We start from the raw sequence: 20,703 nt of genomic DNA, 5'->3' as shown, positions 1-20,703 counted from the left end.
CGACTGGAGACACCCACATGGCTAAGGAAGAGCTGATCCAGTTCGAAGGACTGGTCACCGAAATCCTCCCCGACGCCCGCTACCGCGTGCAGCTCGACGCCGGACACGAGATCGTTGCCTATACCGCCGGCAAGATGAAGAAGAACCGCATTAAGACCCTGGCGGGCGACCGCGTGACGGTGGAGATGTCGCCTTATGACCTCGAGAAGGGCCGGCTGATTTTCCGCCACAAGGATGAGCGTCCCAGCACGGCCGGCGGACCGCCCCGTCCCGGACAGCGCGGCGGCCAGTTCCGTCGTCGCTAGTCGAGCGGCGGCGCCCGACCACGGCACTAAAATTCCCCAGCTTCCATTGGTCCGCCGTGAACACCACGGCGGATCAAAAAATCGTGCGCGGCTGGATTGTTTTGACGCTGCAATTCCGATAAAAGGAATTTATCGATTTTCGGCCGGACGACATTAGCATCCACCGGTACAGCCGGTTCAGACACGCTGACGACCCTTCCAAAAATTCGATCTAACTGGCCTGCGCGAGCAGGCTGTCACATTGTGTTATCTGAGAAGGGACTACCCCCGTGAGCATGGGAACCGTGAAGTGGTTTAACGCGACCAAAGGCTTCGGCTTCATTCAGCCCGACGACGGCGGCCAGGACGTGTTCGTCCACATCAGCGCTGTGGAACGTGCGGGCCTCGGCACGCTGCGCGAAGGTCAGAAGATCTCCTACGAGATCGTGGCCGACCGCCGTTCCGGCAAGTCGGCAGCGGACAACCTCCGCGCCGCAGGCTGAACCCGCCGGGCCTCGCCCGATCGGCTCGCAAGAAGCAAGAAAGGCCGTGCGCAACGCACGGCCTTTTTCATTTTCAGGCCCCCTCGGGAGCGTCAGCACGAGGACGGCACGTTGTTGTATTGAACGCAAGTGGCCTGGCGCGGCCGCGTGTAGGACAGATCTTTCAGCGGTATGTTCGACTTCAACACGTAGCCCACCGACGGCGTGTAAGTGTAGCTCGCCTCGCTGAGGATGAGATAGGTCGACGGAATCAGCAGCGTCGGCGGAATCTCGTTGGTCACCTTGTCGCCGGCCTTCCGGCCCGAGGTCGCCAGCGTCGCTTGCGTCGCGCCGCTCGCGATGGTGCCGGCCTTGCTCCACTGCACCGTGGCAATCTTGTCGGCATCGATATAGATCTGGGAGATCGAGCCTTTCACGAGCGTGGCGTCGTACGGCATCACGATCGAAATGCTCGCCGTGAACGTGTTCTGCATGTCGGCGTCGGCAAGCGTCGTCGACTGCGACGTCAGATCGGACAGCGTCCGTGCGATCAACGTGACCTTGCGATCGATCGCCACCGCCGACGAGAATTCGACGGTGCCGAAGAACATCACCAGCATCAGCGGGACGATGACCGCGAATTCGGTCGCCGCGAGCGCGCGCGTGTCGGCGACGAAGTCGCGCGCCGAGCAGCGGGCATTCCCCAGGAAGTTCGCAATCGCCTGCATTGGCCCGCCCAGATCCATCTGCCTCAGAAGGGTTCGTTCTTGAAGGCTGCGGTCGCCACCAGCAGCCGCTTGTTGCTGCAGCCGATGTTGTAGCCGAGGCCGGTGACGAAGAGCGGCCATTGATAGAACAGCCGCACCACGACGACCTGGCTGGAGGTGCCGGGATTATATTGCACGCCGGCCGGATTGAAGGTGCAGGAATCGCCGTAATTGGTGAGGCTCAGCGCCGTGAAGGAACTGGTGCTGACCACGTCGACGTAAAGCTTGCTGCAATCGAACAGCGCCGGGATCTGGGTGCAGACATAGGCCTTGAACGTGGTCTGATCGCACGCCGAGACCACGTTGGGCACCGTCTGACAGGCCGCCACAGAGCCGCCCTGCGCTTGCGCCTGACCGGTCAGGATCGCGCGCGCCGAATTCTGGGTGATGGTCTCGAGCACCTGCCCTGCGAAAAACACCAACGCGGTCTCGATGATGGCGAACAGCAGCCCGAAGAAGATCGGAGCGACCAGCGCGAACTCGACCGCGGCGGAGCCGCGGCGGCTGCCACGAAACCGGCATAGCGCTTTCCGGAGCGTGAATCTCGTAGGCGCAGGCATCGCGTCAAATTCCCCAGCAGCGGGCGATCATCTGCTTCGTTCAATAGCTAAAACTGATTGTTTAAGTGTTGCAGGCGATTCACGCTGCGCGAAGCGGTCGGTTAAGGATGCGTTAACCCAGCGCGCCGGCGGCACCCAAGGATGACGCGCAGAGGGACGTCGCTGGCATGCGCAAGCGCCCGGGCGGATCAGGCGATCCACCCGGCGCGAAGCCGCCAATCGATTCGGCTAGTTGGACTTGGTGGCCGCACCGGCGTTGCCGCTGGCACTGCTGCTCAGCGAACCGGCCTGGTTCATGGTGTTGTTGAAGTAGGTGTCGCTGTCGCCGAGCGTCACCCGACGCTGGCAGAGCGGCATGCAGCTGTAGGACTCGCGCTCGATCCCGCGATAGACGGTGACGAGCCGGTCGCTCGGGCCTTCGACCTGAATCTGGCGGTCGACCAGAATCTCGCCGCCCCGGTCGAGCGCAATGAAATTGGTGGCACCGTAGCCCTTGCCGGTCACGACGATCATGCCGCCGGGCTGGAGCGTGACGTCGGCGATCAGGGGATTTCCGACCACGATGGTCGCCACCTTGCCGGGCAGCCGCACCAGCTTGGCCTGGTCGACGTTGACGGCGATGGTGTCGGCGGTCGGTTCGGCGAGGCCGGCAGCCGGCGATGCCAGCACTGCGGCAGCAACCAGAAGACAGACCCGCGCATGACGGCGCAGCAATTCCTTACGCATACTCATACTCCCGGGACGTCACAAACCGGCAGAAGCGAACAGCTAACAGCGGAGCCGGTGCCCGACCCGGCTAACCTGCCCTTAATTTGTGAACGTTCCGCAAACTCGCCGACGATTGTTTGAACGTACTCGAGATTTACCGCCGATTTTCCCACCCTAATGGCGGAACGGATAGGCCAATTGACCCCCGATCTCCTTCGGTATGGCCGCTTCGTCCTTGCCGTAATCCTGCGGCAGCCGCCCCTCCGGCATGCGGAAAGTGCCGAACAGCACGTCCCAGACCGGGAACGTCCCGGCGAAATTCGTGTTGCCGCCTTCCGTGAGCGACGTGTGGTGCCAGCGGTGGAACACCGGCGTTGCCAGCAGATATTTGAACGGTCCGAAGGTCCAGTTCAGATTGGCGTGCACGAAAGCCGAATGGAAGGTGGTGAACGGGCCGACCCAGAGCATGATGTTCGGGGAAATGCCGGCCATCAGCAACACGACGTCGACGCTGATCGTCCCGAGCAGGAGATTGATCGGATGGAAGCGGGCCGCCGAAATCCACCCGATTTCCTCGGACGAATGATGGATGGCGTGGTACTTCCAGAAACCGCCGTCATGGAAGAACCGGTGGATCCAGTACAGCATGAAATCGGACAGCACCAGGAACAGCAGCGCCTGTACCCACAGTGGCAGCTGCGCCAGCGGCCCATGGCCGTTGTCGTAGAAGGCGATGAGCTCATCGGCGTCGTGGATGTTGAAGACGACGGCGGCGCCGACGATCAGAAGTCCGATCCGCATGGTGCGGGCGAACACCGGAACGAAGAACCAATAGCAGATGTCGGTGATGATCTCCCGCTTGCGCCACCACGGGGCGCCGGGGTTGCAGGCCCACAAATGCTCGAGCACGGTGAAGACCGCTGCGAGCACGAAGGTGACGGGGAGCAACTTCGCGATGGTCTCGCCGAGCATCAGGGCGACTTGCATGGGCAGGCTCGACATCATCGCCTCTCTCCGCGAATTCCGGTCCTCTCTTACGCCTACTCCGTGAAATTTAAGGGAGGGTGAAGTGGCCGCCGTGCCGGCGACGCATCTGGAACCGAAATTGAAGCCGCGGCTTTAAGGCGAAATTCACTCTGGACGAAAGCATCGCGCCGGACGCGGGTTTACGCGATCGGATTAACTGTACCGAAAGAGCTCGGCTCACATGCTCATCGGGTCAAAGACAGCGCCGAACGAGGCGATCCCACCCGAATGGAGTTTTGTTCATGAAGAGCCTGATTGCGCGTTTCGCGAAGGATGAATCCGGCGCAACCGCCATCGAATACGGTCTGATCGCCGCCGGCATCGCGCTGGCCATCATCACCGTCGTCAACAGCCTCGGCAGCACGCTGAACACCAAGTTCACCTCGATCAGCACCGGGCTGAAGTAAGCAACAGACGGACGACGGCAAAAGCCCCGGACCTCCGGGGCCTTTGTTTTTCCAAGGACGGCGAGTTCCAGTGGCGTTGCGTGAGTCCAGAACTGGTGCCGCGGTCGCGGCAGACGAGGCAGCTGCGGCGCAGACCGGCTCGCCGGTCTATTGGGTCTGCCTTGCGCTGCTGCTTGCGACTGTCGCGCTCGCCGCGCGCATTGCCAGCCTCTGGTAAGGACGCTATCCGCAGCTTCGGCCCTGCATGCCCCTCGCGGCCGTTGTCGGTTTGTTTAGCACTGCCGGCTAGAATCCGGCGACGCCAGTTTCCGCGGCAAACCCAGGCCTCAAGACGCAGCCCATGATCCTCGACCTTGCGCGCCTTCTGCTCTTCCCTGCCCTGATGGCGTTCGCCGCCGCGAGCGATCTGTTCACGATGACGATCTCCAATCGCGTGTCGCTGGCGTTGGTCGCAGGCTTCTTCGCGCTCGCGCTTGCCGGTGGCATGGCACCTTACGAGATGCTGAGCCATGTCGGCGCCGGCGCGCTCCTGCTCGTCATAGCCTTCACCTGCTTTGCGATGGGCTGGGTCGGTGGCGGCGATGCCAAGGTCGCGGCCTCCGTCGCGCTCTGGTTCGGGTTCGCGCATCTGATGAACTTCCTGCTCTACGCCTCGCTGTTCGGCGGTGCGCTGACGCTGCTCCTGCTCCAGTTCCGGCAATGGCCGCTGCCTTACGGGCTGGCGGGTCAGGCCTGGCTCGCGCGGCTGCACGCCAAGGAGAGCGGCATCCCCTACGGCATCGCGCTCGCGCTGAGCGCGCTGATGGTCTACTCCGAGACCGAATGGGTGAAGGCGATCGACCTCGCTCACCTCGCACTGCGCTGAACGCACCGGGTAAACCCGGCGTTAAGGCGATTTAGATACGCCTCATTAACCATGCTTTGACGAATAGCTGGTCAACTGCCGATTACGGCGGCGGCAGCGTCGCGGCGTCTTGTTGGAAAGTGAAGCGTATGAATAGGGCACGCATTGTCGTCCTGGCGGTCGCCATCAGCGCCGGCGGCGTCGCCGCGTACCTGGCGAGCGGCTCGGACCAATCTGCGCCGCCTCCGGCGGCTCCGGTCGCACAGCTTCCGACCGTCGACGTCCTCGTGGCCAAGAACGACATCGGCCTCGGCCAGACCGTGAAGCCGGAAGACGTGCAATGGCAGACCTGGCCGGCCGCGACCGCCAGCGCCACCTTCATCCGCCGCAACGAGCGTCCCGAGGGCGCGACCCAGGTCACCGGTTCGATCGCGCGCGCCCCGTTCATTCAAGGTGAGCCGATCCGCGACCAGAAGCTGGTCAAGGCCGAAGGCTCCGGTTTCATGGCTGCAATCCTGCCCACCGGCATGCGGGCGATCTCGACCGAGATCTCGCCGGAGACCGGCGCAGGCGGCTTCATCCTGCCCAACGATCGGGTCGACGTCCTGCTGACCCGCCGGCTGAAAAACCCGGACCAGAACAACGGCGCCCCCGACATCGTCACCTCCGAGATCATCCTGGCCAATATCCGAGTCCTCGCCATCGACCAGGCGCCAAAGGAAAAGGACGGCCAGAACGCGGTGGTCGGCAAGACCGTCACCCTCGAGCTCAATCCGGCGCAGACCGCGACACTCTCCGCAGCCCGCCAGAGCGGCACGCTGTCACTGGCGCTGCGCAGCATCGTCGACGTCAAGATGAGCGAAATCACGCTCGATGATTCCGCGCAGAAGCGGGACGGTGTTTCGATCATTCGCTACGGCATTCCAAGTCAGACGGCGAAAGTACGATGAAGACAGTCGATATGAAGCGCAGGGCGGATTTGGCGACGATGCGACCCTCAGCGGTTCGCGCCCTGTCGTTTTCGGCCGCTCTGGCGCTGGCGCTCAACCCGGTCCTGACCCCGGCGGTCGCCGCCGATTACCGTCCCGGGGCCCTGGCCTCGGCGGATGGCCAGATGAACGCGCGCTTCCTCTCGCTCGGCGTCGGCAAATCCGTCGTGATCGACCTGCCGCGCGACATCAAGGACGTGCTGGTCGCCGATCCCAAGATCGCCAACGCGGTGGTCCGCTCGGCGCAGCGCGCCTATATCATCGGCGCCACGGTCGGCCAGACCAACATCGTGTTCTTCGATTCCGCCGGTCAGCAGATTGCGGCCTATGACATCGCGGTCAAGCGCGACCTCAACGGCGTGCGGGCCGCGCTGAAGCAGATTCTGCCCAATTCGGACATTCAGATCGACGGACTCGGCGACGGCATTGTCCTGACCGGCACGGCGGCGAATCCGATGGAGGCGCAGCAGGCCAACGAGCTCGCCGCGCGCCTGGCCGGCGGCGCCGACAAGGTGGTGAACTCGATCGTGGTGCGCGGTCGCGACCAGGTCATGCTCAAGGTGACCGTGGCGGAGGTCCAGCGCACCATCGTCAAGCAGCTCGGCATCGACCTGAGCGCCAGCCTCAACTACGGCACGTCGGTGGTGAACTTCAGCAACTCCAATCCTTTCACGGCGCTCGGCAAGAACCTCGTGGACGGCAACAATTTGACGGCGAGCTTCGGCGGTTCGTCGTCGGTGCAGGCCACCCTGCGCGCGATGGAAACCGCGGGCGTGATCCGCACGCTGGCCGAACCGAACCTGACCGCAATCTCCGGTGAATCGGCGACGTTCATCGCCGGCGGCGAATTCCCGGTCCCGGCAGGCTATGCGTGCGATCCCACCACCCACGTCTGTACCACCCAGATCAGCTTCAAGAAGTTCGGCATCTCGCTCAACTTTACCCCCGTGGTGCTGAGCGAAGGCAAGATCAGCCTGCGTGTGATGACCGAGGTCTCGGAGCTCTCGAACGAGAACGCGATCACGCTGTCGCAGGCCGTGACCTCGACCTCGGTGAACTCGCTGACGGTGCCCTCGATCAGGACCCGCCGCGCGGAGACCTCGCTGGAAATTCCCTCCGGCGGCGCCATGGCGATGGCCGGCCTGATCCAGCAGCAGACCAAGCAGGCCATCAGCGGCCTACCCGGGCTGATGCAGCTCCCGATCCTCGGCACGCTGTTTCGCAGCCGCGACTTCGTCAACAACGCCACCGAGCTGGTCGTGATCGTGACGCCCTATGTCGTTCGCGCGGTGGCGCCAAAGGACCTGTCGCGGCCGGATGACGGCTTCGCCCCGCCTGCGGATCCACAGGCCCAGCTGCTCGGCAACATCAACCGCATCTACGGCGTGCCGGGCCGGACCGAACCGGCCAAGAACTACCGCGGCACCTACGGCTTCATTACCGACTGAGGCGGAACGGGGACTTCACGATGATCATAAGACCACCCCAGCTTCGCAAGCGCGCCCTCCATCTCGGTGGCGCGCTGGTCGCAATGGCGCTCGCGCTCTGTGGCTGCCAGCACGACGAGGTCGTCACCGCCTCGATTCCCAGCGACTACAAGCAGCGCCACCCGATCGCAATCGAGGAGCAGAACCGCTCGATCGTCGTCTTCGTCGGCCATGCCCGCGGCGGATTGACCGCTGCCCAGCGCGCGGACGTGATGGGCGTCGCCTCGGCATGGCTGCACGAAGGCACCGGTGCCATCCGCATCGACGTGCCGTCCGGCACGCCCAATGCGCGACCGGTCGCGGACACGATGCGCGAAATCCAGGCGATGCTGGCCGCGGCAGGCGTTCCGCCGCGGGGCGTCAACATTCGCCCCTACCAGCCAGAGGACAAGCGCTTCCTGCCGCCGATCCGTCTCACCTATTCCAAGATCGCGGCGATCGCAGGCCCCTGCGGCCTGTGGCCGGACGACATCGGCCCTTCGATCAAGAACAAGAGCTGGTTCGAGAACAAGGAATACTACAATTACGGCTGCGCCTATCAGCGCAACCTCGCGGCGATGGTCGACAATCCGTCGGACCTCGAGCAGCCGCGGCCTGAGACGCCGTCCTACACCCCCGGCGCATCACCGGTCTCGAGAAGTATCGCAAGGGACTCACGAGCGCGACCACCTATCCCGAAGCCGACAAGGCCAAACTCAGCGATACCGGCAAATGATCAGTTACGCTCGCCAGACACACGAAGAGCAGCCGGAAGCACCGCCTCCGCCGGTCGAGGAGCATATCGCGCCCGCGCCGCGCGTCTCCGTCCAGGCTTTCTGCGAGACGGTCGAGACCGCGGCCGCGGTGCAGTCGGCCGGCGAGGATCGCCGCCTCGGCAAGGCCCATCTGAAGATCCAGATGGGCGGCATGGCGGCCGCGATCGAAGCCTACCGCTCGGCTCCGACGCCGAACGTGATCGTGCTCGAGAGCGACGGCCGTAATGACCTCCTGGGCGGGCTCGACCAGCTCGCCACCGTCTGCGACGCCGGCACCCGCGTGGTCGTGATCGGCCGCATCAACGACGTCACGCTCTACCGCGAGCTGGTGCGCCGCGGCGTCAGCGACTATGTGCTCGCGCCGGTCGGCGCGATCGACGTCGTACGATCGATCTGCAACCTGTTCTCGGCGCCGGAAGCCAAGGCGGTCGGCCGCATCATCGCCGTGGTCGGCGCCAAGGGGGGCGTCGGGGCTTCCACCATCTCGCACAACGTCGCCTGGGCGATCGCGCGCGACCTTGCAATGGATGCCGTCGTCGCCGATCTCGACCTGGCCTTCGGGACCGCCGGGCTCGACTACAACCAGGATCCGCCGCAGGGCATTGCCGACGCCGTGTTCTCACCCGATCGCGTCGACACCGCCTTTATCGACCGCCTGCTGTCGAAATGTACTGACCATCTCAGCCTGCTGGCGGCGCCGGCGACGCTCGACCGGGTCTATGATTTCGGCACCGATGCCTTCGACTCCGTGTTCGACACGCTGCGCTCTACCATGCCGTGCATCGTGCTCGACATTCCGCACCAATGGTCGGGCTGGACCAAGCGCGCCTTGATCGGAGCGGACGACATTCTGATCGTGGCCGCCCCTGACCTTGCCAATCTGCGCAATACCAAGAACCTGTTCGACCTGTTGAAGGCCGCGCGCCCCAACGACCGGCCGCCGCTCTACTGCCTGAATCAGGTCGGCGTGCCGAAAAGGCCCGAAATCGCCGCCGCGGAGTTCGCCAAGGCGATCGAGAGCCAGCCGATCGTCTCGATCCCGTTCGAGCCGCAGATCTTCGGCTCGGCGGCCAACAACGGCCAGATGATCGCGGAGATCTCCGCCAACCACAAATCGATCGAGATGTTCCTTCAGATCGCCCAGCGCCTGACCGGCCGCAGCGAAACCAAGAAGCAAAAAGTCGTCCCTGTTTTCACCCCTGATTGACAAGTTGCGGGGAAAATAGCCGCCGCATGGAGTTGTTAAGTGTTCGGTAAGCGTAGCGGAACAGACACCGATCTTCGGGCGCCCAAGCCCGGCGCCGTGTCGCTCGAGCCTGTCCAGGCTCCGGCGCCGACGGTGTCGCGCGCCCCGCCGCCGCCGGCCGTCGCCTCGCCGCCGCTTGCTCCCGCCAAGGCCCCGCCGCCCCCGCCCATGGAGAGCCGGCGTTCCGACAATTATTACGAGGTCAAGGCGACCATCTTCGGCGCGCTGATCGAGGCGATCGACCTCGCCCAGCTGGCCAAGCTGGATTCGGAATCCGCCCGCGAGGAAATCCGCGACATCGTCAACGAGATCATCGCGATCAAGAACATCGTGATGTCGATCGCCGAGCAGGAGGAACTGCTCGACGACATCTGCAACGACGTTCTCGGCTACGGCCCGCTCGAGCCGCTGTTGTCGCGCGACGATATCGCCGACATCATGGTCAACGGCGCCAACACCGTCTACATCGAAGTCGCCGGCAAGATCCAGCGCACCGGCATCCGCTTTCGCGACAACCAGCAGCTCCTCAACATCTGCCAACGCATCGTCAGCCAGGTCGGCCGGCGCGTCGACGAATCCTCGCCGATCTGCGACGCACGCCTCGCCGACGGCTCCCGCGTCAACGCCATCGTGCCGCCGTTGTCGATCGACGGCCCGACGCTCACCATCCGCAAGTTCAAGAAGGACAAGCTGACGCTGGATCAGCTCGTCAAGTTCGGCGCGATCTCGCCGGAGGGTGCCGAGATCCTCCAGATCATCGGCCGCGTCCGCTGCAACGTGCTGATCTCCGGCGGTACGGGCTCCGGCAAGACGACGCTGCTCAACTGCCTGACCAATTACATCGAGCACGACGAGCGCGTCATCACCTGCGAGGACGCCGCCGAGCTTCAGCTCCAGCAGCCCCATGTGGTGCGGCTGGAAACCCGTCCGCCCAACATCGAGGGCGAGGGCCAGGTCACCATGCGCGAATTGGTGCGCAACTGCCTGCGTATGCGACCCGAACGCATCATCGTCGGCGAAGTCCGCGGACCCGAGGCGTTCGACCTGCTCCAGGCCATGAACACCGGCCATGACGGGTCGATGGGCACGCTGCATGCCAACAATCCGCGCGAAGCGCTGTCGCGCTGCGAATCCATGATCACGATGGGCGGCTTTTCGCTGCCCTCGCGAACGATCCGCGAGATGATCTGCGCCTCGATCGACGTCATCGTCCAGGCCGCGCGCCTGCGCGACGGCTCGCGCCGCATCACCCACATCACCGAGGTGATGGGCATGGAAGGCGACACGATCATCACCCAGGACATCTTCCTCTACGACATGATCGGCGAGGACGCCAACGGCAAGATCATCGGCCGCCACCGCTCGACCGGCATCGGCCGTCCGAAGTTCTGGGAACGCGCCCGCTATTACGGCGAGGAGAAGCGCCTTGCCGCGGCTCTCGACGCCGCGGAAGTGGCGCCGACGACGTGAGCAGGTCAGCGACGCCATGAACATACAAGTCCTCGCCCTCGCATTTCTGGCCACCGCCGCGGTCGGCGGCATCGCCTGGGTCTTCCTCTATCCGCTGCTCTCCGGGGAGCGGAAGGCGGAAAGCCGGCGCGCCTCCATCTCGCGTGCCGACGCGCCGATGGCCAAGCAGAGCGAAAAGAGCCAGCGATCGCGCCGCGAGCAGGTCGAAACGTCGCTGAAGGATCTCGAGGCACGACGTCAGCAGGAGAAGAGCGTTCCGCTCAATATCCGCATTTCCCAGGCCGGCCTGGACTGGACGCCGCAGAAATTCTGGATCGTGTCCGCCGTCGTGGCGGGCGTCTTGTTCGCGGCGGCCCTGTTCGTCGGCGGCGGCCTGCTCGGCGCCGCCGGTCTCGCCTTTGCCGGAGGTTTTGGCCTGCCGCGCAGGGCCCTCGGCTTCCTGAAGAAGCGCCGCGAAGACAAGTTCCTGAAGGCACTGCCCGACGCGGTCGACGTCATCGTCCGCGGCATCAAGGCCGGCCTGCCGCTGTTCGAATCGATCAAGGTCGTCGCGGCCGATTCGCCCGAGCCGCTGCGCAGCGAATTCCTCGCCATCATCGAGACGCAGGCGATCGGCATGCCGCTGGGCGAGGCTTGCTCCCGGCTCTATGAGCGCATGCCGCTGCCCGAAGCCAACTTTTTCGGCATCGTCATCTCGATCCAGCAAAAGTCGGGCGGCAACCTCTCCGAGGCGTTGGGCAACCTCTCAAAGGTGCTGCGCGACCGCAAGAAGATGAAAGAGAAGATCCAGGCGATGTCGATGGAAGCCAAGGCCTCCGCCGGCATCATCGGCTCGCTGCCGCCGATCGTGATGTTCCTCGTCTATCTCACGACGCCGCACTACATCTCGCTGCTTTGGACTCATCCCACCGGCCAGCTGATGCTGGTCGGCTGCGTCGTCTGGATGTCGATCGGCATCATGGTGATGAAGAAGATGATCAATTTCGACTTCTGACGGTGCCGCATGGTCGAGTTCCTCGTTTCGAAACTGCACGACGTCCGCTTCATGACGATGCTGCTGGCGGCCATCGCCGCCAGCGCCACCGTCTACACGCTGGTGATGCCGCTGTTCGCGGGCGAGGGACTCTCCAAGCGCATGAAGGCGGTCGCGAGCGAGCGCGAGCGCATTCGGCAGCGCGAGCGTGAGCGCCTTCACAAGAACGAAAAGGTCTCGCTGCGCCAAACGCCGAAGCAGCTCGTCTCCAAGGTCGTGGAGGACTTCAACCTCACCAAATGGCTCGCGCAAGAGGCGGCGCGGGACAAGCTCGTCATGGCCGGTTACCGCGGCCAGGCGCCCTACATCACCTTTCTGTTTGCCCGCCTGGTCACCCCGATCGTGCTCTTCGTCGGCTCGCTCATCTACGTCTTCGTGATCGCGCACATGGACAAGCCGGTGCCGATCAAGATCGGCATCTGCATCGGCGCGGCCTATCTCGGCCTCCAGGCGCCGATGCTGTTCCTCAAGAATGCGATCTCCAAGCGCCAGCTCTCGATCAAGCGCGCCTTTCCCGATGCGCTCGACCTGCTCCTGATCTGCATCGAATCCGGCATGTCGGTCGAAATGGCGTTCCGGAAGGTCGCCACCGAAATCGTGGGACAGTCGATTGCGCTGTCGGAGGAGTTCACGCTGACCACGGCCGAGTTGTCCTACCTGCAGGACCGCAAGGTCGCCTATGAGAATTTGGCGCGACGCACCGGGCTCGACGGCGTCAAGTCGGTCTGTCTCGCGCTTCAGCAGGCGGAACGCTACGGCACCCCGCTCGGTCAGTCCTTGCGCGTCATGGCACAGGAAAACCGCGACATGCGGATGACCGAGGCCGAGAAGAAGGCCGCCGCGTTGCCGCCGAAGCTGACGGTGCCGATGATCCTGTTCTTCCTGCCGGTGCTGTTCGTCGTCATTCTCGGACCGACCGGCATCAAGATCACCGAGATGCAGTGACACGAGCCGTCGACGGCGCGGTCCGTGGGACGGCTTGGAATGCTGAGGATCAGATCCTGATCAGTCGGGCTGGTTGAGCGCGGCGACCGGGGTCCGCTTCGGCCCGCCACGATGATTGTCGCTGCGGCTCAGCATGTCCTTGAGATAGGTGACATTGGCCGCGGCCTGATCCGGCGGCAGATCCGCTTTCACGATGGTCTCGGCCTCGGCGAAGCGGCCCTGGAGACCGACGACGAGGCCGAGATTTTGCCGCACCCGGCTGCTGGCGCGCGGCGAGGCGTAGGCTTGCCGCAACGCCTCTTCGGCCTTGGGCAGATCCTTCGACAGCATGTAGGACAGGCCGAGATTGGAAAGCACGCCGGGATCACCCGGCGCGATCTTGAGCGCGCTCGCATAATAGGAGCGCGCCTCTCCGTGACGGCCCATCTGGTCCAGCGCGGTGCCCTGCACCGAGAGCAGGCGCCAATCAGGATTATCAGGCGAATGCGCTTTCGACAGGACGTCGTAGGCCTGCTGGAAATTGCCGTTGTCGGCGAGCGCGCGGCCATACTGCGCGAGCAGCGCCTTGTTGCCGGGATTGGCGATGGTCGCCTGCTCCAGCACGGCGGCGGCCTGGGCGCGTTGGCCGTTGGCGCGCAAGGCCTGGCCATAGGCCAGCGCCGCCTCGGCGTCCCTGGGGTTGGCACGGTAGCGCTCGCCATAGACCTCGACGGCGCGCGCGGGATCGGTGGGCGCCGCCTCTGCCCGTGGTCCGCCGAGCGAGCCCGTCACGTCGGAGAGCTTCGACATGCCCGTGCAGCCGCCGAGGCCCATGGCGACCACCGCGACCAGCGAGGTGGACGCAAGAAGCCGGGCGAGACTGAACCGTTGACGCATGACGCCTTGACTCTCGAGCCGATTGATCGAGCCGAACGCGCCAGCAATAGGCTGTTAACCCTAACGGCGGGTTAACGCCGCTTCCCAGGCCGCACCTCACCCAGGCGTGCGGCAGCCCTGGGCCAAGGTCGAGATCGAGGCCGAGCGCCCTCACCTGCCGGTCCGGATCCCGCATCGATCGCCGCCCTCAATATTCGATCGCAAGCCGCTTGCGGATTTCGTCGACGCGCTTGTCGAGCGCATCGAACCGCGCGTGGACCGAGCGGTCGTGGAGATAGAACACATAACCGCCGGCAAGGAGCGCGAAGATCCAATGGTGGTGCTCGACATAGCCAAAGATCGCCTCGACGGCATGGCCGATGAACGTGACCACGCTCCACACAAATTCCATTGCATGTCCTCCCGGCGCGTTTGTCGTCGCCCGATCTCCAGCCCTGGCGACCCTTGCCGGAACCTAGCATGGCCCCCTTGCCGCGAGTAGCGCCTCGCCGAAACGGTGTCAGCAAAGCCGATTGCAGCCGCGGCGAAACTCTGCGAAGTCTCGTCCGTTCGCATCACCCGTTTGATCCGACGATCCGGACCCGCCAATGCCTTTCTTCGAGACGTCATCCACCGCCATCCCGATCACGTTCGTCACGAAATCGAGCTGGGATCAGGTCGCCGAGGCGCTGCCGCCGCCGCAACGCCAGTTCGCCGCCTCATGCGCCTTTGCTGCCAAGCCCGGCGGTTATCTCGCCCTGCCCGCGCCCGATGGCACGATCGCACAGGTGCTGTTCGGCCTCGAGGATGAGGGTGCAAGATCGCGCGACCTGTTCCGGCCCGGCGCCCTGCCCCGGCTGCTGCCGCCGGGCACTTATCGCTTTGCCAATGCGCCGCACGATACACGGCTGGCGGCGCTCGCCTTTGCGCTCGGCACCTACCGCTTCGCGCGCTACCGCAAGGCTGACAGGCCCGAGGTCCGGCTGGTGCCGCCTGATGGCGTCGACCCCGCCGAGATCGAGCGGATCGCCGGTGCGGCGATGCTGGCCCGCGACCTCATCAACACGCCCTCCAACGACATGGGGCCGGACGAACTCGCCGCCGCCGCGCAAGCCCTCGCCGCCGAGTTCGGCGCGAGCTTCGCCTGCACCATCGGCGAGGAGTTGGAGAAGCACTTCCCGCTGATTCACGCCGTCGGCATGGCCTCGAGCCGCGCGCCGCGGCTGATCGACATCAGTTGGGGCGATCCCGATCATCCCAAGGTGACGCTGGTCGGCAAGGGCGTCTGCTTCGACACCGGCGGGCTCGACCTCAAGCCGTCGAGCGGCATGCTGATCATGAAGAAGGACATGGGCGGCGCCGCCAACGTGCTGGCGCTGGCGCGCATGGTGATGGATGCGAAGCTGAAGGTGCGCCTTCGCGTGCTGATTCCCGCGGTGGAGAACGCGGTCGGCGGCAATGCCTTCCGCCCGCTCGATATCTTCACCTCGCGCAAGGGCATCACGGTCGAGATCGGCAACACCGACGCGGAGGGACGCCTGGTGCTCGCCGACGCGCTGGCGCTGGCCGACGAGGAGAAGCCCGACCTGCTGATCGACCTGGGCACGCTGACCGGCGCGGCGCGTGTCGCGCTCGGGCCGGATCTGCCGCCCTTCTACACCAATGACGAGACCCTCGCCGCCGACCTTGCGCGCTGCGCGGTGAAGGAGAACGATCCGTTGTGGCGCATGCCGCTGTGGCCGCCTTACGATCAGTGGCTGGACTCCAAGACGGCAACGATCACCAATGCGCCATCGGGCGGCTTTGCCGGCTCGATCACCTGCGCGCTGTTCCTGCAACGCTTCGTCGAGCACGCCGGCAGCTGGCTGCACGTCGACATCTACGGCTGGACGCCGTCGGCCAAGCCGGCACGCCCCGAAGGCGGCGAGTGCCAGGCCGCGCGCGCCATCTACACCTTGCTGAGCGAGCGCTATGCATGATCTTCGAATAACACCGGCGCGGGGCGACCTCGCCGCGAAATATCTCGAAGGCCAGGTGCAGGCGGAACGCTTCGTCGCGGGCCAGGAATTCGAGGTGATCGAGCCGGTCGCGCCGGTGCGCGAGCAGCCGTCCTCGAGCGCGATGCTGATGACGGAGGCCCTGCGCGGCGAGCGTGTCACGGTCTACGACCGCAACGGCGAGGGTTGGGCGTGGGGCCAGCTCAATGGCGATGGCTATGTCGGCTGGCTGCCGGATGCGGCGCTCGTGAAGCCGTCGGCCGCCCCGACCCACGTGGTCAGCGCATTGCGGACATTTGCCTTCCCCGGCCCGTCGATCAAGCTGCCGCCGGCCGAGACGCTCGTGATGGGATCCAGGCTCGCCGTGGCGCGCGAGGACGGCAGCTTTGCCGTGACGCACGACGGCAGATATCTGCCGAAAACACATATTGCCCCGCTCGATCATCGCGAGCCGGATTTCGTCGCAATCGCCGAGCGCTTCGTCGGCACGCCCTATCTTTGGGGCGGCAAGAGCAGTCTCGGCATCGACTGCTCCGGCCTCGTCCAGGTCTCGCTGACCGCAGCGGGGATCGGCTGCCCGCGCGACAGCGACATGCAGCTCGCCGGTCTCGGCCGCGCACTGGAGCCGCATGAGCGAAGCCGCTTGCGGCGCGGCGATCTGATCTTCTGGAAGGGCCATGTCGCGATCGCCCGCGACGGCAGCACCATGGTTCACGCCAATGCGCATCACATGGCAACCGTGATCGAGCCGATCGAGCCGGCGATTGCGCGAATCAGGCAGGCCGGCAGCGAGGTCGTTGCGATCAAGCGGCTCTAGTTGCGCCGTCCTTCCGGGGCACGCGCATCGCGCGTGAACCCGGAAATCCAGAAAGCTATGGCGCGAGATTTCCGGGTTCGCGCTGCTCCGGAATGACACTTCTTACGTCGCCACCGAGCCGTTCCCCGCCGTCTCCAGCCGGAACGCGGCGGCGAACAGCGCGCGCGTGTAATCGGTTTTCGGGTTCTTGAACAGCTCGGCGGCCTGTCCCTCTTCGACGACTTTGCCGCCGCGCATCACGATCAAATGGCTCGCAAGCGAGGCGACGACGCGCAGATCGTGCGAGATGAACATGTAGGTGAGCTCGCGCTTGCGCTGCAGCTCCCGCAACAGATCGACCATCTGGGCCTGGAACAGCATGTCGAGCGCGCTGGTCGGCTCGTCGAGCACGACGAAATCCGGCTCCAGTACCACCGCGCGTGCGATCGAGATGCGCTGGCGCTGGCCGCCGGAGAATTCGTGGGGATAGCGGAAGCGCGTATCGGGCTTCAGCCCGACGTCTTCCAGCGCCTTGACGACGCGCGCCTCACGCTCCTCACGCGACAGCTTCGGCTGATGCACGGAGAGGCCTTCGGCAATGATGTCGGCGATCGACATGCGCGGCGAGAGCGAGCCGAACGGGTCCTGAAACACGATCTGCATGTCGCGCCGGAACGGACGCATCTCCTTGAAGCGCAGCCCCTGGATATCCTTGCCCAGGAACACGATGCGCCCGCTCGAGGAGATCAGCCGCAGCAGCGCCAGCCCCAGCGTGGTCTTGCCCGAACCGGATTCGCCGACGACACCGAGCGTCTCGCCCTTGCGCACGGCGACGCTGACACCGTCGACCGCCTTGATGTGACCGACCGTCTTGCGCATCAGGCCGCGCTTGATCGGAAACCACACTTTCAGATCGTTGACCGACATCACCACCGCTGCGTCCGGCTGCGGCGGCGCAGGATCCGGCTTCGGCTCCGCCGCGAGCAGGTCGCGCGTATAGGGATGCTTCGGCGTCCTGAAGACCTGCTCGACCGGCCCCTGCTCGACGATCTCGCCGTTCTTCATGACACAGACCGTGTCGGCGATGCGGCGCACGATGCCGAGATCGTGGGTGATGAACAGCAGGCTCATGCCGAGCCGCGAGCGGATGTCGGCGAGCAGCGCCAGGATCTGCGCCTGCACGGTGACGTCGAGCGCCGTCGTCGGCTCGTCCGCGATCAACAGATCCGGTTCGTTGGCGAGCGCCATCGCGATCATCACCGCTGGCGCTGGCCGCCGGAAAGCTGATGCGGATAGCTGTTCAGCCGCGTCTCGGGCTCGGGAATGCCGACCTGCGTCAGCAGCTCCAGCGTCCGCCTGCGGGCCTCCGCGTTGCTGGTCGGATTGTGCAACTGGATGATCTCGCCGATCTGCGCCTCGATTGTGTGCAGCGGATTGAGCGAGGTCATCGGCTCCTGGAAGATGATGGAGATATCGCTGCCGCGAATCTCCCGCATCTCTTGCTCCGAGCGGTCGATCAGCTCCTGCCCCTTGAAGCGGATGCTGCCCGAGGGATGCGAGGCGTTCGGATAGGGCAGCAGCTTCAGGATCGAGAGCGCGCTGACCGACTTGCCGGAGCCGGATTCGCCGACCAGCGCCAGGCATTCGCCGCGCTTGATCTGGAACGAGACCTTGTCGACCGCGAGCGTGGTGGCGCCGCCCTGGTGGAAAGCCACCGAGAGGTCGCGAACGGCAAGCAGGGGCTGATTGATCGCGTCCATGACCTTACCTGAACGTCTTGCGCGGATCGAAGGCGTCGCGCACCGCTTCGCCGATGAAGATCAGGAGCGACAGCATGATCGCGACCGAGAAGAAGCCGGAGAAGCCGAGCCAGGGCGCCTGCACGTTGGACTTGGCCTGCGACAGCAATTCGCCCAGCGAAGGCGAGCCCGGCGGCAGGCCGAAGCCCAGAAAATCGAGCGCCGTTAGCGTCATCACCGAGCTCGACACGATGAAGGGCAGGAACGTCATGGTCGCAACCATCGCATTCGGCAGCAGGTGGCGGAACATGATGACCGGGTTGGACACGCCGAGGGCCCGCGCCGCCTGGATGTATTCGAAGTTGCGCCCGCGCAGGAATTCGGCCCGCACCAGACCGACCAGCGAGACCCAGGAGAACAGCAGGAGGATGCCAAGCAGCACGAAGAAGCCGGGCACGAGCACCGAGGACAGGATCAGCAGAAGATAAAGCGAGGGAATCGCCGTCCAGATCTCGATGAAGCGCTGGAAGATCAGATCGACCCGACCGCCGAAATACCCCTGCACCGCGCCGGCGGCGATGCCGATGACGGACGAGATGATGGTGAGGCAAAGGCCGAACAGCACCGAGATGCGGAAGCCATAGATCAGCCGCGCGACGACGTCGCGGCCCTGGTCGTCGGTGCCGAGCCAGTTGTATTCGAGGTCGCGGCAGCTCTTCAGCCCCTTCTTCTCCACCACCGGCTGGCACTGCTTCTCGGTCAGCATCCAGGTCGGCGGCGACGGCGCCGGCGTCGGCAGGTCGAGATTGTGGGTGTCGTAGGAATAGCGGATCAGCGGCCAGACGATGCTGCCGTTCTTGTCCTTGATCAGCTTCTGCAAATACGGATCGCGATAGTCGGCCGCCGTCTCGAAATCGCCGCCGAAGGTGGTTTCCGAATAGGTCACGAAAGCGGGCCAATAGAGACGGCCGTCGAACTTGATCAGGAAGGGACGATCGTTGGCGATCAGCTCGGCGAACAGCGAGACAACGAACAGGGCGATGAAGATCCAGAACGACCAGTAGCCGCGGCGGTTGGCCTTGAAGTTCTGCCAGCGCCGCCTGTTGAGCGGCGAAGGCGCAAACGGCTTGCGCGTGATCGGAACGGCGTCGCCAAGGGGCGACTTCGCTGTGGTTTCGATCGGCGTCGGCGCGGTCAGCGTCATCAGACCTCCCGCGCCTCGAAATCGATCCGGGGGTCGATCCACATGTAGGTCAGGTCGGAGACCAGGTTGATCACGAGGCCGACCAGCGAAAAGATGTAGAGCGTGCCGAACACCACGGGATAGTCGCGGTTGAGCACGCTCTCGAAGCTGAGCAGCCCCAGCCCGTCCAGCGAGAAGATGGTCTCGATCAGAAGCGAGCCCGAAAAGAAGGCGTGGATGAAGGTGCCGGGGAAGCCCGCGATCACGATCAGCATCGCGTTGCGGAAGACATGACCGTAAAGCACCCGGCCCTCGCTGCAGCCCTTGGCGCGCGCGGTCATGACGTACTGCTTGCGAATCTCGTCCAGGAACGAGTTCTTGGTCAGGAACGTCATGGTGGTGAACGCACCCAATCCCATCGCGATCAGCGGCAGCGTCAGGTGCCAGAAATAATCGATGATCTTCCAGTACCAGGGAAACTGCGACCAGCCGTCCGAGGTCAGTCCGCGCAGCGGGAACCAGTTGAAGAAAGAACCGCCGGCAAACAGGATGATGAGAAGGATCGCGAACAGAAAGCCCGGAATGGCATAGCCCAGCACGAGTATGGTCGACGTCCAGGTGTCGAAGCGCGTGCCGTCCTTGACCGCCTTGCGGATGCCGAGCGGGATCGAGATCAGATAGGTGATCAGCGTCAGCCAGATCCCGAGCGAGATCGAGACCGGCAGCTTTTCCTTGATGAGCTGGAGCACGCTGACGTCGCGGAAATAGCTCTTGCCGAAATCAAAGCGGGCGAAATTCCACACCATCAGCGCGAAACGCTCGGGGGCCGGCTTGTCGAAGCCGAACTGTGCCTCGAGCTTCTTGATGAAATCGGGATCCAGGCCCTGCGCGCCGCGATATTTCGAGTTGATGGCATCGCCGCCGGCGCCGACTTGTCCCGGCGCGCGCTGTGCAAAGTCACTGCCGCCCGAAATGCGCGAGGTGCCGCCGGTATCGGCCCCCGAAAGTTGCGCGATCACGCGCTCGACCGGGCCGCCCGGCGCGAACTGCACCACGACGAAGGAGACGAAGAGGATGCCGAGCAGGGTCGGAATCATCAGGAGAAGACGGCGGGCAATATAGGCGCTCAT

General features: G+C 64.6%; 20 protein-coding genes and 3 pseudogenes. 14 read left to right on the top strand and 9 right to left on the bottom strand.

Annotated elements, in window-relative coordinates:
* Positions 1 to 17: 17 nt before the first annotated feature.
* Together infA and ACETMP_RS28030 are read left to right on the top strand one after the other, a co-directional pair.
* Complete coding sequence (gene infA, locus ACETMP_RS28035; RefSeq protein WP_024340539.1) at positions 18 to 305, top strand: translation initiation factor IF-1; 288 nt, start codon at positions 18 to 20, stop codon at positions 303 to 305.
* A gap of 269 nt (positions 306 to 574) precedes the next feature.
* Complete coding sequence (locus ACETMP_RS28030; RefSeq protein WP_028138527.1) at positions 575 to 787, top strand: cold-shock protein; 213 nt, start codon at positions 575 to 577, stop codon at positions 785 to 787.
* A 92-nt stretch (positions 788 to 879) separates the two neighbouring features.
* On the opposite strand, the gene ACETMP_RS28025 is transcribed toward ACETMP_RS28030, so the two are convergent.
* The 4 genes from ACETMP_RS28025 to ACETMP_RS28010 all read right to left on the bottom strand — a co-directional run bounded on the left by ACETMP_RS28025 (position 880) and on the right by ACETMP_RS28010 (position 3,803).
* Positions 880 to 1,494: a TadE/TadG family type IV pilus assembly protein gene (locus tag ACETMP_RS28025; protein ID WP_375158675.1), complete on the bottom strand. Its 615-nt coding sequence runs from the start codon at positions 1,492 to 1,494 to the stop codon at positions 880 to 882.
* A gap of 23 nt (positions 1,495 to 1,517) precedes the next feature.
* A complete protein-coding gene (locus ACETMP_RS28020) occupies positions 1,518 to 2,093 on the bottom strand; it encodes a TadE/TadG family type IV pilus assembly protein (protein ID WP_375158674.1) in 576 nt (191 codons plus the stop codon).
* Positions 2,094 to 2,321: 228 nt separating this feature from the next.
* Positions 2,322 to 2,819, bottom strand: coding sequence for a pilus assembly protein N-terminal domain-containing protein (locus ACETMP_RS28015; RefSeq protein WP_028138530.1), 498 nt, complete (start codon positions 2,817 to 2,819; stop codon positions 2,322 to 2,324).
* Positions 2,820 to 2,975: 156 nt separating this feature from the next.
* Positions 2,976 to 3,803 (bottom strand): sterol desaturase family protein, encoded by an 828-nt coding sequence (locus ACETMP_RS28010; protein ID WP_375162008.1) that lies wholly within the window; start codon positions 3,801 to 3,803, stop codon positions 2,976 to 2,978.
* A 266-nt stretch (positions 3,804 to 4,069) separates the two neighbouring features.
* On the opposite strand from ACETMP_RS28010, the gene ACETMP_RS28005 reads away from it, so the two are divergent.
* From ACETMP_RS28005 to ACETMP_RS27960, 10 genes and pseudogenes are all read left to right on the top strand, one after another.
* The gene (locus tag ACETMP_RS28005) at positions 4,070 to 4,234 is read left to right on the top strand and encodes a Flp family type IVb pilin (protein WP_028138532.1); all 165 of its coding nucleotides are present in this window, start codon (positions 4,070 to 4,072) and stop codon (positions 4,232 to 4,234) included.
* 70 nt (positions 4,235 to 4,304) lie between these two features.
* Positions 4,305 to 4,451, top strand: a complete 147-nt coding sequence (locus ACETMP_RS28000) for a hypothetical protein (RefSeq protein ID WP_375158673.1) — start codon at positions 4,305 to 4,307, stop codon at positions 4,449 to 4,451.
* A gap of 123 nt (positions 4,452 to 4,574) precedes the next feature.
* Entirely contained in the window at positions 4,575 to 5,099 is a 525-nt protein-coding gene (locus tag ACETMP_RS27995) for a prepilin peptidase (protein ID WP_375158672.1), read from the top strand.
* Positions 5,100 to 5,227: 128 nt separating this feature from the next.
* Complete coding sequence (gene cpaB / locus ACETMP_RS27990) at positions 5,228 to 6,028, top strand: Flp pilus assembly protein CpaB (RefSeq protein WP_028138534.1); 801 nt, start codon at positions 5,228 to 5,230, stop codon at positions 6,026 to 6,028.
* 11 nt (positions 6,029 to 6,039) lie between these two features.
* Entirely contained in the window at positions 6,040 to 7,515 is a 1,476-nt protein-coding gene (locus tag ACETMP_RS27985; RefSeq protein ID WP_375162007.1) for a type II and III secretion system protein family protein, read from the top strand.
* Positions 7,516 to 7,535: 20 nt separating this feature from the next.
* Positions 7,536 to 8,269: pseudogene (locus ACETMP_RS27980) on the top strand (CpaD family pilus assembly protein).
* Positions 8,266 to 9,535: pseudogene (locus ACETMP_RS27975) on the top strand (CpaE family protein). Before ACETMP_RS27980 ends, ACETMP_RS27975 begins: the two co-directional pseudogenes overlap by 4 nt.
* Before the next feature lie 20 nt (positions 9,536 to 9,555).
* Complete coding sequence (locus ACETMP_RS27970; protein WP_375158671.1) at positions 9,556 to 11,025, top strand: CpaF family protein; 1,470 nt, start codon at positions 9,556 to 9,558, stop codon at positions 11,023 to 11,025.
* 16 nt (positions 11,026 to 11,041) lie between these two features.
* Positions 11,042 to 12,019: a type II secretion system F family protein gene (locus ACETMP_RS27965; protein ID WP_375158670.1), complete on the top strand. Its 978-nt coding sequence runs from the start codon at positions 11,042 to 11,044 to the stop codon at positions 12,017 to 12,019.
* Between the two features lie 9 nt (positions 12,020 to 12,028).
* Positions 12,029 to 13,003 carry a type II secretion system F family protein gene (locus ACETMP_RS27960; RefSeq protein WP_375158669.1) on the top strand — a complete coding sequence of 325 codons (975 nt, stop codon included), beginning with the start codon at positions 12,029 to 12,031 and terminating at the stop codon, positions 13,001 to 13,003.
* A 60-nt stretch (positions 13,004 to 13,063) separates the two neighbouring features.
* On the opposite strand, the gene ACETMP_RS27955 is transcribed toward ACETMP_RS27960, so the two are convergent.
* The gene (locus ACETMP_RS27955) at positions 13,064 to 13,879 is read right to left on the bottom strand and encodes a tetratricopeptide repeat protein (RefSeq protein WP_375158668.1); all 816 of its coding nucleotides are present in this window, start codon (positions 13,877 to 13,879) and stop codon (positions 13,064 to 13,066) included.
* A 187-nt stretch (positions 13,880 to 14,066) separates the two neighbouring features.
* A complete protein-coding gene (locus tag ACETMP_RS27950) occupies positions 14,067 to 14,270 on the bottom strand; it encodes a hypothetical protein (RefSeq protein ID WP_126259720.1) in 204 nt (67 codons plus the stop codon).
* 196 nt (positions 14,271 to 14,466) lie between these two features.
* On the opposite strand from ACETMP_RS27950, the gene ACETMP_RS27945 reads away from it, so the two are divergent.
* Together ACETMP_RS27945 and ACETMP_RS27940 are read left to right on the top strand one after the other, a co-directional pair.
* A complete protein-coding gene (locus ACETMP_RS27945) occupies positions 14,467 to 15,837 on the top strand; it encodes a M17 family metallopeptidase (RefSeq protein WP_375158667.1) in 1,371 nt (456 codons plus the stop codon).
* On the top strand, positions 15,830 to 16,672 hold the full coding sequence (locus ACETMP_RS27940; RefSeq protein WP_375158666.1) for an NlpC/P60 family protein: 843 nt from the start codon (positions 15,830 to 15,832) through the stop codon (positions 16,670 to 16,672). Before ACETMP_RS27945 ends, ACETMP_RS27940 begins: the two co-directional genes overlap by 8 nt.
* Before the next feature lie 102 nt (positions 16,673 to 16,774).
* Here the strand turns inward: ACETMP_RS27940 and ACETMP_RS27935 are convergent.
* The 3 genes and pseudogenes from ACETMP_RS27935 to ACETMP_RS27925 all read right to left on the bottom strand — a co-directional run bounded on the left by ACETMP_RS27935 (position 16,775) and on the right by ACETMP_RS27925 (position 20,703).
* Positions 16,775 to 18,411 (bottom strand): annotated as a pseudogene (locus ACETMP_RS27935) (ABC transporter ATP-binding protein).
* 4 nt (positions 18,412 to 18,415) lie between these two features.
* A complete protein-coding gene (locus tag ACETMP_RS27930) occupies positions 18,416 to 19,594 on the bottom strand; it encodes an ABC transporter permease (RefSeq protein WP_028138546.1) in 1,179 nt (392 codons plus the stop codon).
* The gene (locus ACETMP_RS27925; RefSeq protein ID WP_028138547.1) at positions 19,594 to 20,703 is read right to left on the bottom strand and encodes a microcin C ABC transporter permease YejB; all 1,110 of its coding nucleotides are present in this window, start codon (positions 20,701 to 20,703) and stop codon (positions 19,594 to 19,596) included. The genes ACETMP_RS27930 and ACETMP_RS27925 overlap by 1 nt, the downstream gene beginning before the upstream one ends.

Origin of the sequence: Bradyrhizobium dasycarpum (genome assembly GCF_042019905.1) — a bacterium.
Classification (GTDB): Bacteria; Pseudomonadota; Alphaproteobacteria; order Rhizobiales; family Xanthobacteraceae; genus Bradyrhizobium; species Bradyrhizobium japonicum_B.
This window is presented reverse-complemented; position numbering and strand designations above follow the sequence as displayed.